Raw genomic sequence first — 11,904 nt, 5'->3', positions numbered from 1 at the left:
GGGGGGGGGGGCGGCACCGGGGGGCCGCCCCCCCGACGGGATCACTGGTTGAGGACGACGTCCATCTCGGCGAAGAACTGCTCCACAGCGTCATCGACGGTGACGGTGCCGAAGCCCAGCTCGGTGCCCAGCACGCGGAACTTCTCCTCGAGGGTGCCGTAGCCGACGATCGGCACGGGCGGGGCGTCGCCAAGGCGGTCGGCGATGGACTCCTCGTACTCCTTGATCTGGGTGCTCATCGGGTCGAGCTCAGCGGCTTCGAGGGCGGTGGAGGATGCAGGCAGGCCGCGGTTCGTGCCGAAGATCTTGCCCGACTCGGGCGAGTTGATCAGGAAGTTCACCAGCGTGGCTGCTGCCTCGGGGTGCTCGGTGTTGGCGGAGATCGCGTGCAGCATCGACGGCTTCAGGTAGAGGTCCTTCGCGCCTTCCTTCGTCACCGGCGGGGCGACGAGACCGAGCTCGGTGTAGTTCTCGCCGAGGTTGGCGAGGTAGCCGGCACCGAAGTTGTCCCAGGTCAGCTCGGTCGCGGCCTTCGCCGCGTCGAACGCACCGAGCGGGGCGATCTCTTCAAAGGTCTTCTGCGGCACGCCGATGCCATCGCGGACCGCCTGTCCCTGCTCCCAGAACTCTGCGAGGCGCTCCTCGTCGAATCCGGCCGTGCCGTCATCGTTGAACAGGTTCTTGCCCTCGGCGCGCAACTGCACCTCGAAGTTCTGGATGCGGCCGGTGAAGTCGCTGCCGCCGTAGAAGGCGCCGCCGGAGCCCTCGGTGACCTCGCCCATCCACTCGATGTAGTCCTCCCAGCTGCCGCCGTCGAACTCGTCGACGCCTGCCTGCTCGAGCAGTGCCGGGTTGGTGTACATGCCCCACGCGTTGGTCGAGGTGGGGATTGCGTACGTCGTGTCGTCGACGACGCCGATCTTGAGGATGTTGTCGGAGAGCGGCTCGGTCTCGATGATGTTGCCGAGGTAGGTGTCGAGATCGAGCAGCAGCCCGTTCTCGGAGTACTGGCGCAGGTACGAGTAGTCGAACTGCATGACGTCGGGCAGGCCGCCGCCCGCGGCCTCGGTCTGACGCTTCTCCCAGAACTCGGGGAAGGTGAGGAAGGTGGAGTTGACCGTGATGTTCGGGTACTCCTCGTTGAACGCCTCGATCACCTGGTTGTACAGGTCGGCGCGGACGTCGTTGCCCCAGAATGCGAGATCGAGGGTGACCTTCTCGCTCGGGTCGAAGGTGGGTGCGGCCTCCTCGGGCGGAGCCGTCTCGCCGGCGCAGCCGGCGAGGACGAGTGCTGCGGTGGTCGCGACGACCGCTGCGGCCGCCAGACGCTTCTTGCTGAACATCTTTGTCCTCTCTTATGAACGTCCCCGTCCGACTGAGCGGCGGAACGTCACTGTCCGTGTTGGTAGGCGTTGATTCCGGTGCGGGGGAAACGCTTACCTGCAAGCTAACGGAAATTGAAACGTTTCGCAATAAAGATCTCGGATGCTTTGTGACCGGTCCCGGTCACACGTCGACATCGCCCGGAACAAGGACGCCATCGACCACCCGCAGCGCGACACGGTAGATCGCCGAGCGCTGCATCTCGCCGCTCCCGCTGTGCGCAGCGGCATCCGCTGGTCTGGCGAAGTAGTAGAACCAGAGCGTGTCGCCGTCGCGCACATGTGCCCCGTGGCTGCCGATCCCTCCGGCGGGCGCGGCATCGAGGATGACGGCATCCGCTCCGCCCTGACGCACCCAGCCGATGCCGTCCGTCGAACGGTGAACGCCCATTCCCCGCCACTCGTCGACGATCATCCAGAACCAGCCGCCGAGCTCGAACACGTCGGGACCCTCGTGCGCACGCCCTCCGATCGCGATGCCCGCATCGGCCCAATCCGAGAGGTCGTGCGACACCGCGACAGCGGTGGTCGAGCCTGCGGCTTCGTCCTTGTACCAGAGCCGCCAGCATCCGTCCGGCGTGCGGGCCACCGCGGCGTCGATGACCCGGTCGCTGCGCAGCGCGAGCGGGCCGCGACACCGCCAGGTGCGCAGATCGTCGGACACGTACTCGACGATCGAACGCGCGAACCCCGGCCAGCGATCAGGGACGCCGTCGATCTCGGTGAGGTACATATGCCAGACGGAGCCGTCGTTGATCACCTCGGGCGCCCAGTGGGTGCGATGGACCTCCGCCGGTGGACCGCTCGCATCCAGCACGAGATCGGATGCCGACGGCTCGAGCGTGCCGCGATAGACCCAGCGGGCGCCGTCCGGTGAGGAGGCGACGCCGACGCGGCTGCCATGGACCCAGGAGACGCCGGGCCCTGCGTCTTCGAGGCTCGCCCGGCGCTGCGTGTAGAACATCCACCAGACGCCATCGTCATCGATCACGACCTTCGGGTCGGTGGCACCGTCGTAGACCGGGTCGCGGTAGAGCTCGCTCACGACCGCAAGTCTGTCACCGGCGGCATGGCAGCGACCAGAAACTCCTGCATGCACGTCGGTGCCCTCAGCCACCACCGTGGCGCCGGGTGCACACGAACGTCGGGCGGTCATACGGTTCTCCTCGTCTCTCGAACGAGCAGCCAGATCAGATACAGCCCGCCCAGACACACGGTGAGAAGCCCGACCGGCACCGGCCGGTAGAGCTGTGCGATGGCGAGCGAGAGGGACTGCGCCGCCGACAGCAGTGCAGCGCCCATGAATGCCGCCGACGCGACCGAGACGCCGGGCGTGCGGGTGACTCGGCGAGCCAATTGCGCAGCCGCGAGGGCGATGAAGCCGATAGGGCCCGCCGCGGCGGTGACCAGGGCGGTGCAGGCGACGCCGACGACCAGCAACGCTAATCGAGAACGGCCGACCTCGACGCCCTGAGCCCGTGCAGCATCATCGCCCAGCTCGAGCTGCCGCAGCACAGGCGACAGAAACGCGGCGGCGGCGAGGATGATCAATCCGAGAAGCAGCGCGGGAGCAAGGCTCGCCCAGGTGACTCGCGACAGCGACCCAGCACCCCAGAACCCAACCGTCATCGCATCGAAGACGTTGGCTCGCGTGATGAGGTAGGCGTTGATCGAGCCGAGCACGGCAGAGACGCCGATGCCGACGACGATGAGTCGGAAACCTTGCACCCCGCGCCGATACGCCAGGACATAGACGAGCATCGCCGTGGCGAGCCCGCCGGCGATCGCGGCCGCGGCCACGCTCCAGTAGCCCGTCGTGCCAACAAGAAGAACCGTCACCACGACCGCCGTGTACGCGCCAGTATCGAAGCCGATGACATCGGGAGAACCAAGCGGATTGCGCGTCAGCGATTGGAAGATCGCCCCGCCGACCCCGAGCAGCGCGCCGAACACGACAGCAGCGATGGCGACGGGCAGCCGCCACTCTCTGACGATCATGCCGTTGGCACTGCCGTCGCCGCCGAACAGGGCATCGACGACCTGGCCGGGCGAGAGCGGGTAGTCGCCGAATCCGAGGGCCAACGTCGCCAACGCTAGGGCGAGTGCCCCCAGCCCGGCGTTCACCGCCACGCTCCGCACGCGCACCCGCACCGCGAGCACGTTGCCGACACGCAGCTGTCGATGCGCGTAGCCGAAGTCGATCCGCTCCTGCGTGCGCCCGGTCACAGCCCGCTCGCCCTCTGTCGGCGCACCAGCGCGATGAGAAGGGGAGCGCCGATGACGGCGGTGAGGATGCCGACCTCGATCTCACCCGGCCGGGCGATCACCCGCCCGAGCACGTCGGCGACGAGCACCAGTACCGGGGACGCGAGCGCAGTGCAGGCGATGATCCAGCGTTGATCGGGCCCGGTGAGCCAGCGGACCACATGGGGCACCATGAGCCCGACGAAGGCGATCCCCCCGGTCAGCGCAGTGGCTCCTCCAGCCAGCAACGTCACAGCGACGACACCGAGAATACGGGTACGAGCCACTCTCGCTCCCAGCGAGGTGGCGAGGTCATCACCGAGCGCGACCGCATTCAACGACCCAGCGATGCTGACCGCCAGCAGCAGTCCGACCGCGAGGAAGGGCAGCATCGCTACGGCGTCGTCGAGCGAGGTGTGAACGATGGAGCCCAGCCCCCACGTGCGGATCGCCGTGAACGTCTTCTCATCGATCAGCGTCAGGAAAGACGAGAACCCACCGAGCACGGCCGCCAAGGCGACACCGGCGAGCACCAACTGCACGGGTGAGGCCGCCCCTCGCCCGGCGGAGCCGACCACGTACACCAACACCGCCGCAAGCATCGCACCGATGAAGGCGAACCACACGTATCCGCTGATCGCCGATACACCGAACAGTCCCACTCCGACGGTCACGGCGAATCCGGCCCCCGCATTCACCCCGAGAATGCCAGGGTCGGCAAGAGGATTCCGGGTGATCGCCTGGATCAACGCGCCCGCCACCCCGAACGCGATGCCTGCGATGATGCCGACGACAGTACGAGGCACGCGGAGTGTCCGGACGATGACCGATGCCTCGGACTGGTCCGGGTGCCAGACTCCCGACCACACGGCATCCAGCGGAAGCGGGTTCGCCCCGAACGACAGGCTCAGCAGGACCGATGCGATGAGCGCAACGACGATCGCCGCCAGGGCGAGCCCGCGCAACGCAGTGAGGCGCAGTCCGAGAACGGAAGAAGGTCTCACTCCGTCCTCGGACTGCGCGTTGTCGGACTGCCTACTCAACCTTCTCGGCGATGAGCGGAACGATCTGGTCGAGGAGCCACTCCTGGCCCAAGACTTTGCCAGCCGCGAGTGCCCAGAGCAGCGGGAACCCGTACTCATCGGAATCGAGCAGCACTACACGGTCGTCCTTGACGACCTGCAGTGTCTGATACACCGGCAGATCGGTGATGTCGCTGAGCGGCTCTTTGTTCTCCGAGCCGCCGCCGTTGCCGAAGAGCAGCACGTCTCCGTCAACGGTGCTGAGGTTCTCGAGGCTGAGATCCCGGTCCTCGTTCGTGTTCGGCGCGAAGCCGATGGCGGTCAGCAGACTGTCTGCGGCCGAATCCGCGTAGGTGAAGTTCGATAGCGCGTCCCCGCCGCCGTGGTAGACGATGAAGTTGAGGGTCTTGCCCTCGAACTCCGGGTGCTCCGACGCGATCCCCGCGATCTTGGCTTCGTAGTCGGAGATGATCTTCTCCGCACGGTCACTGAGGTCGAGCGCCTTGCCGAGCACCCGCAGCGGCTCCTGCCACGGGGACAGGTCAAGAATTTCTCCGTCTTCGGCGGTCACCACAGGCGCGATCTTGGAGAGCAGATCGAAGCTCTCCTGATTGTCCAGCCCTCGCCCGAACCCGAGGATCAGATCGGGCTGGACAGCGACCAGTGCCTCTTTCGGCACCGGGTTGTCGTAGTCGACCTCGAGCACCTTTTCGGCCTTGTCCGCTCCGGCGGCAACGGTCCATGGCGCATTCTCGAGAACGAGGGATGAGGTGGTGATGGGAGTCACGCCGAGCGCCACGAGCAACTCGGTGTCGACTCCGCTGACGGCTATAGCGGCGACGCGCTCGGGCCGCTTCTCCAGGGTGGTCTCGCCCCACGGCGTCGTCAGCGTGAGCGGGTACTGCGTCTTGCCCTCAGCTGCGGGCAGCAGGCTGTCACTTGTTGTGGCGGTCTCGGCGCCGTCCGGGGTGCTCGTGCTGCTGCAACCTGCCAGGAGGAGGGTTGCTGCGACCATTCCGCCTAGCAGACGTGCAAGTCGTTGGTGCGTGGTTCGTGCGGTGATCACGGTGCCTTTGCCTTTTCTCGTGGGGTGTCTCGGGGGGTGTCTCGGGGGAGGCCGTGCGGGCATGGCAGGTCAAGGCTTCCCCTCGGACGAGGGTCGGGGCCGCGTGCGGACGTTCAGGCGAACGAGACGCCGACCGCCACCAGATTAGTGTTGCCTAACCTTGTATGGTTATCGGTAAATGCCGATTTCTTACACTGCTCTCTCTCGCGCCCTGCGTCGGCGGCACTCATGACGATCCGCAATGTGCTGGCGGGGTCCCCGGTACCGCCGATCCCGGCTTCACTCGTTGAAACGACGGTCGAGCAGGAACCAGTGCTTCTCTGGGTGCGCACCGGCAGGGCGCACCTCGAGGCTGCCGGAGAGACCCAGGTCTTGTCGGCGGGCGAGGCGATCTGGATACCCGCCGGGATCCCCCATCGGATCGTGGTCGAGGCCGGGTCGGTGGCGTTCCCGATCTTCCCCTCCACCGTCGATCTTCCGGCGAGTCTGAACCCGGTCACGCCGTTCACCATCCCGTCCGCGTGGGATGACTGGATGGTGCTCCAGTTCGCCCATGGCCTCGGTTACCTCAGAGGCACCGTCACTGCTGGTTCGGGTCTTTGTGACCTCGTAGCGGGGTCACGAGCCGACCCCAGCGCACCGACGGGGCACCCCGACTCGCCGCCGCATATCGTCGCCCCACCGCCCTCGCCGCGTTCACCCGCTGCCGCCGAGGTTGCCCGCCTGCTGTTGCGCAACCCCAGCGATCCCACGGAACTGCGTGAGTTCGCCGAGAGGCTCAGGGTCGGGCTGCGCACGCTGCAACACCAGTTCTCCGCGGAGACCGGGTTGCCGTTCGTCCGCTGGCGGGCAGCAGCACGGGTCGCCGTGGCCGCCGCATATCTCGATGCCGGGTGGAGCGTCGGGCGGGCGGGACAGCATGTCGGATTCGCGACGCCGGCCGGGTTCACCCGCGCCTTCCGGCAGTACAGCGGCCATACCCCCCTGGAGTACATGAGGTTCCGCGCCATCCGCAGGACATCGACAGAGCACGGCTTGACGAGGGAGCTTGCGAAGCTGAGCACCACCTACAGCGGCGCACCGGCCGCATCTCTCCCATCGCCATCGATTCCAGCGACGAGCACCTGGACCCACGTCAACGACTTCCACGTCATCGTGTGGGTGTACCGCGGAACCGCCCGCGTCACGATCGCAGATCACACCCGGCGGCTGCGACGTGGCGATTCCGTGTGGCTGCCTGCGGGGGTCCGCAACAGAGTCGACATCGATGCCGGCTCCCTGCTGCTCCCGCTCGGATACCAACCAGCTGCTCTCCCCTCTGTGGCGCCGTCGTCAAAGGTCGTCCACTTCCCGTTGGCCGCCGAGGACTGGCTGCTGCATACTCTCGTCGCCGCATACTCGCTCGTACGTCCGCGCGAATTCGACGACCACGCACTGCTGCGGCGTGTTCGTGAGACCATCCAAGCCAGTGCGGGGCCAACCGGCGCGAGCGTGGAGGCAGGCCCCGTACAACGCATTCTTGCGACCGTCCGTGACGACCCCGCCGACGCCCGCACCCTCAGGGTGTGGGCCGATGCCTTGGGTGTGGATGCGAAAGCGCTGCGCGCCCGGTTCGTGGAGACCACCGGGCAGACCTTCCCTCACTGGCGAGCCGGGGTTCGGATGACGGTGGCCCGTGATCTGCTGGACAGCGGTGCATCGCCTGGCGAGGTGTCACGGCGCCTTGGCTACGCCCATCAGTCCGGCTTCACGCAGGTCTTCACCAAGGCGCACGCAATGGCGCCGCGCGCCTACCAGCTCCGGCAGCTCCGGCAGCTCCGGCAGCTCCGCACGGAGTGAGAAGCACCTCGCGCCCCTCTTGCGACATCACCGCTGTGATCATCGAGCCGCACACGTATCGCGTGTCGGCCAGTCGACTGGCAAGGCCGGCGGAGTCGGCTTCGGCATCCTCGCTCACGACCGCAGGTCTGTCACCGGACTCTCGAACCCGGCGCGGTGCGTCGGGTGGTTCGCGAGGATCTCCGGCGTGATCACCGCACCGTCTGCGGCAGCGGAGGCGTAGATCGCGGCGACCAGTTCGAGCGAGCGCGCAGGGGCGTCGGCCGTGGCCGGCAGCGCAGACCCTGCGAGCAGCGCGTCGAACACGTCGCGCAGCAGCGGCGCGTGGTCGCTGCGCTCCTCCGCCTCGGGGAACGCCCACGCATCGGCCTCGTGCTCGAATCCGGGCGCCGGCGTGATCCGCCAGTTCTCGTGCCCGTGCCCGTACAGGTGGTCGACCGTGACCGTCGCCTTCTGCGTATCGATGCGGATCGAACTCGTCTGCCGGGGCGAGACGGCGCTGGTGACGACCTGCGCTACGACGCCGCCGGCGAACACGACCGTCGCGGTCGACACGTCCTCGGTCTCGGTCTCGCGATCGAGCCGCCACAGTCGCCCATGCACGCTCGCCCAGTCGCCGAGCAGATGACCGAGCAGATCGAGCTGGTGGATGCCGTGTCCGAGCGTCGTCCCGCCCCCTTCGGTGGCCCAGCGGCCGCGCCAGGGCACGGCGAAGTACTCCGCATCGCGGAACCACAGCGTCTGGCACACTGCGACCAGGGGGCGGCCGAGCGCGCCGCTGCGCAGTAGCCGCCGCACGTGCGCCGCCGCCGTGCCGGTGCGCTGCTGGAACACGACGGCCAGACGACGGTCCGCCCGCTCGGCGGCTGCGCGCATGTCATCGAGCTCGTCGAGCGACGGGGCCGGCGGCTTCTCGACGACGACGTGCGCTCCGGCGGCGAAGGCGGCGAGCGTCTGCTCGCGGTGCACCCCCGGCGGGGTGCAGATGAGGACGACGTCGGGATGCTGCGCGCCGAGCATCTCGTCGAGGTCGCCGTAGGCGTGCGGCACCGCGTACTGGGCGGCGAACTCCTCTGCTTTGGCGAGGGCGATGTCCGCGACGGCGACGAGCTCGGCGTGCGGATGCACCGCGACGGCCCGGGCGTGCAGGTGGGCGACGGCGCCGGTGCCGACGAGCGCGCAGCGGAGGGATCGAACAGGATGCTGCCCATCCACGAGATCGGCCGGAATGGAAAGCGCTTCCTGTGGCATGCTCCTATCGTACGGATTTCGCTCTACGCGCAGAAGTGAGCCACTGTTGTCCCTTTCCCCCGCCTCCCGCTTCACGATCGGCGAGACCGACTTCCTGCTCGACGGCGAACCGCACCGGATCATCTCCGGGGCCATGCACTATCCCCGCGTGCACCCGGAGTTGTGGCGCGACCGCATCCGAAAAGCCCGCCTGATGGGCCTCAACGCGATCGAGACCTACGTGGCATGGAACGCGCACGAGCCCGTCAAGGGCGAGTGGCGCCAGGACGGCGACGTCGACCTCGGGCTGTTCCTCGACATCGTCGCCGAGGAGGGGATGCACGCGATCGTGCGCCCAGGTCCCTACATCTGCGCGGAGTGGCACAACGGCGGCCTGCCCACCTGGCTCACCGCCGACAAGACGATGACCCTGCGCAGCAGCGACCCCGCGTACCTCGCCGAGGTCGTGCGCTATCTCGAGAAGGTCGACGCGATCATCGCACCACGCCAGATCGATCGCGGTGGCAGCGTCATCCTTGTGCAGATCGAGAACGAGTACGGTGCCTACGGCGCCGACAAGGACTACCTCGAAGCCCTCGTGCGCCAGACCAGGGCTGACGGGATCACGGTGCCGCTCACCCAGGTCGACCAGCCGATCCTGCACATGCTCGAGAACGGGGCGCACCCCGAGCTGCACATGACGGGTTCTTTCGGCGGACGCATCGACGAACGTCTCGCGACGCTGCGCGAGCACCAGAGGACCGGCCCGCTGATGTGCATGGAGTTCTGGTGCGGCTGGTTCGACCACTGGGGCGAGAAGCACCACACCACGGCCGCAGCAGACAGCGCAGCCGACCTCGACCGGCTGCTGGCAGCGGGAGCATCCGTGAACATCTACTTGGTCCACGGCGGCACGAACTTCGCCCTCACGAACGGCGCGAACGACTCCGGCCGCTATCTGCCCATGGTCACGAGCTACGACTACGACGCCCCCATCAGCGAGTCGGGGGCGCTGACCGAGAAGTTCCACGCGTTCCGCGAGGTGATCGCCCGACACGCACCGGTGCCGGACCTGCCCGAGATCGTCGCCGCTGACGCTCCGACGCCGTCCGCGGCGTTCGAGGCCGTGGCCGATCCGCTGTCCCTCGCGATGACCGACCGGGGCTCGTTCGACGCCCCGCCGACGCTCGACCAGCTCGGATCCGACCTCGTGCTCGCCGAGTACACCACATCCGCTGCGGGCGCCGGCCTGCTCGAGGCCGAGGTGCGCGACTACGCCTGGGTCTGGCGCGACGGCGTGCGGGTCGGCATCCTGCAGCGAACGATCGAAGACCGCACTGTGCCGGTGCCTGCCGGTGAGAGGCTGACACTGCTCGTCGAGGAGACGGGGCGGGTGAACTACGACAAGAAGATCGGCGAGGCCAAGGGGCTGATCGGCGCTCCCCTGCTCGATGGCGAGCCGTTGCCCGGCGCCTGGCGGGTGCGCACGATCGACGTCGCGGCTCTGGGCGCGGCTGTCGCCCAGGCTCCGGCCGCCGCCGCGCTCATCGCGAACGGCCGCGCCGCGGGCCCGGTGGGCCTGCGCGCCCGGTTCGAGCTCGACGAACCAGCAGACCTCTTCCTCGACACGGCGGGGTGGGGCAAGGGCTTCGCGTGGGTGAACGGGTTCTTCCTCGGCCGCTACTGGCGACGAGGGCCGCAGCGCTCGCTCTACGTGCCGCAGCCTGCGACCCGCGCCGGCGGCAACGAGGTCGTCATCGTCGAACTCGAGGGCGTGACCGATGCCGCAGCGCACTTCCTCGCCCAGCCCGACCTCGGCCACGAGGTGGAGTGATGAGCCACCACGCGGCCTTCGACTGGGCTCGCCGCCACGTTGCGGCGCAGCGCCTGCCCACTGCGGTGCTGGGCATCGCCGACGAGAGCGGAATCCTCGCGCTCGATGCGTTCGGAAAGGTTCCGACGGATGCCGTCTACCCGCTGTTCTCGATCACGAAGGCGCTCATCGGCATCACGGCCACGCGGGCGATCGAGCGGGGCCTGCTCACGCCCGACGCCCCGTTGACCGACGCCCTGCCGGAGTTCGGCGGGGCTCGCGACGATGTCGTGCGCCTGTGGCATCTCGCCTCGCACACCTCCGGCATCGCCGAGCCGCCGCTGGACACGGCCGTGCCGCTGCGCCGCGAACTGCTCACCCGGGGGCGCGACTTCGCGGCGGGCACGATGTCGCGGTACTCCACGCTCGCCTTCGAGGGCATCGCCGCGCTCGTCGAGCACGCCACCGGCACAGCGTGGGACACGCAGACGCTGGAGTGGGCGGCCTCGATCGGAGCGACCGGCCTCACCCTCGATCCTGAGGGCTCGATCGACGTGCCGGATGCTGCGGACGCTGGTCTGGACATGGAGCGGTTCCACGCGACGAGGGCACCGGGAGCCGGCCTGCTCGGGCGTGCGGAGGACCTTCTGCGCATCGGATCCGAGCTCCTGCGGATCGGCGCAGGGCACCGCGGTATCCTCACCCCCGCCGGTCTCGCCATGATGCGCAGGCCCCTCACCGGAGACATCCCGCGGCTCGATCCGTACCCCGCCGAACGCGGTCAGGACTGGGGATTCACGCTCAACCTCCGAACGCGAGCGCCAGGGCTGATCGACCGTGACGTCTACGGCCACGCCGGCTGGGCCGGTACCGAGTTCTGGGTGCATCCGACGGCGGGGCTGTGCTGGGTGCTGCTCACCAACCGCGCCCTGCGGCCGGGTATCGACGCCGACGAGCTCGACAACGCCGTGATCAGCGGGGTCTGAGCCCTCTCCCGGCCGGCGCCATGCGGCCGCAGCCCGACGCCGAGCATATGCAGCCCCGTCGGTGCCGTCTGCATGCTCAGAACCCGTCTGCATGCCGGATTCTCCAATCTGAGCCGACAGGCGGAACCTGGACCGACAGACGGGACGATCGGGAGGACATGCCCGCCGCCGGCACGGTCCGTAACGCGCCGACGGCGGACGAGTCCCGAACGTAGCCGAGCCCCGCAGGCGGGCACAACCCGACTTTCGACTATTTCTGAAACGTCTCAACGTCCTCTTGTCACGGCGGGACACCGCGTGCAAGGATCAACGCGAGCACGTG

General features: G+C 68.2%; 9 protein-coding genes. 3 read left to right on the top strand and 6 right to left on the bottom strand.

The genetic code is table 11. From position 1 onward, the window contains the following. Nucleotides 1-41: 41 nt before the first annotated feature. The 5 genes from QM568_RS12035 to QM568_RS12015 all read right to left on the bottom strand — a co-directional run bounded on the left by QM568_RS12035 (nucleotide 42) and on the right by QM568_RS12015 (nucleotide 5,663). On the bottom strand, nucleotides 42-1,343 hold the full coding sequence (locus QM568_RS12035) for an ABC transporter substrate-binding protein (RefSeq protein WP_415139129.1): 1,302 nt from the start codon (nucleotides 1,341-1,343) through the stop codon (nucleotides 42-44). Nucleotides 1,344-1,506: 163 nt separating this feature from the next. Beyond that, nucleotides 1,507-2,427, bottom strand: a complete 921-nt coding sequence (locus tag QM568_RS12030) for a hypothetical protein (protein WP_415139127.1) — start codon at nucleotides 2,425-2,427, stop codon at nucleotides 1,507-1,509. Nucleotides 2,428-2,534: 107 nt separating this feature from the next. Further along, the gene (locus QM568_RS12025; RefSeq protein ID WP_415139125.1) at nucleotides 2,535-3,608 is read right to left on the bottom strand and encodes a FecCD family ABC transporter permease; all 1,074 of its coding nucleotides are present in this window, start codon (nucleotides 3,606-3,608) and stop codon (nucleotides 2,535-2,537) included. Beyond that, nucleotides 3,605-4,630: a FecCD family ABC transporter permease gene (locus QM568_RS12020; RefSeq protein ID WP_415139123.1), complete on the bottom strand. Its 1,026-nt coding sequence runs from the start codon at nucleotides 4,628-4,630 to the stop codon at nucleotides 3,605-3,607. Before QM568_RS12020 ends, QM568_RS12025 begins: the two co-directional genes overlap by 4 nt. 31 nt (nucleotides 4,631-4,661) lie before the next feature. Beyond that, nucleotides 4,662-5,663: an ABC transporter substrate-binding protein gene (locus tag QM568_RS12015; RefSeq protein WP_415139121.1), complete on the bottom strand. Its 1,002-nt coding sequence runs from the start codon at nucleotides 5,661-5,663 to the stop codon at nucleotides 4,662-4,664. Nucleotides 5,664-5,942: 279 nt separating this feature from the next. Here QM568_RS12015 and QM568_RS12010 point away from each other — a divergent pair, with 279 nt between their 5' ends. Next, nucleotides 5,943-7,553, top strand: a complete 1,611-nt coding sequence (locus tag QM568_RS12010) for a helix-turn-helix domain-containing protein (RefSeq protein ID WP_415139119.1) — start codon at nucleotides 5,943-5,945, stop codon at nucleotides 7,551-7,553. A gap of 114 nt (nucleotides 7,554-7,667) precedes the next feature. Here QM568_RS12010 and QM568_RS12005 read toward each other — a convergent pair whose 3' ends face one another. Then, complete coding sequence (locus tag QM568_RS12005) at nucleotides 7,668-8,804, bottom strand: Gfo/Idh/MocA family protein (protein WP_415139117.1); 1,137 nt, start codon at nucleotides 8,802-8,804, stop codon at nucleotides 7,668-7,670. On the opposite strand from QM568_RS12005, the gene QM568_RS12000 reads away from it, so the two are divergent. Further along, nucleotides 8,803-10,617 carry a glycoside hydrolase family 35 protein gene (locus QM568_RS12000; protein WP_415139115.1) on the top strand — a complete coding sequence of 605 codons (1,815 nt, stop codon included), beginning with the start codon at nucleotides 8,803-8,805 and terminating at the stop codon, nucleotides 10,615-10,617. The genes QM568_RS12005 and QM568_RS12000 overlap by 2 nt on opposite strands. Beyond that, the gene (locus QM568_RS11995; RefSeq protein WP_415139113.1) at nucleotides 10,617-11,582 is read left to right on the top strand and encodes a serine hydrolase domain-containing protein; all 966 of its coding nucleotides are present in this window, start codon (nucleotides 10,617-10,619) and stop codon (nucleotides 11,580-11,582) included. The genes QM568_RS12000 and QM568_RS11995 overlap by 1 nt, the downstream gene beginning before the upstream one ends. Nucleotides 11,583-11,904: the final 322 nt, after the last annotated feature.

Source organism: Microbacterium sp., from assembly GCF_047607465.1.
Classification (GTDB): Bacteria; Actinomycetota; Actinomycetes; order Actinomycetales; family Microbacteriaceae; genus Microbacterium.
This window is presented reverse-complemented; position numbering and strand designations above follow the sequence as displayed.

Coding starts and splice junctions, on each gene's coding strand:
- QM568_RS12005 (WP_415139117.1), bottom strand. CDS start 8,804: ATGCCACAGGAAGCGCTTTCCATTCCGGCCGATCTCGTGGATGGGCAG.
- QM568_RS11995 (WP_415139113.1), top strand. CDS start 10,617: ATGAGCCACCACGCGGCCTTCGACTGGGCTCGCCGCCACGTTGCGGCG.
- QM568_RS12015 (WP_415139121.1), bottom strand. CDS start 5,663: ATGGTCGCAGCAACCCTCCTCCTGGCAGGTTGCAGCAGCACGAGCACC.
- QM568_RS12035 (WP_415139129.1), bottom strand. CDS start 1,343: ATGTTCAGCAAGAAGCGTCTGGCGGCCGCAGCGGTCGTCGCGACCACC.
- QM568_RS12000 (WP_415139115.1), top strand. CDS start 8,803: ATGCTCCTATCGTACGGATTTCGCTCTACGCGCAGAAGTGAGCCACTG.
- QM568_RS12010 (WP_415139119.1), top strand. CDS start 5,943: ATGACGATCCGCAATGTGCTGGCGGGGTCCCCGGTACCGCCGATCCCG.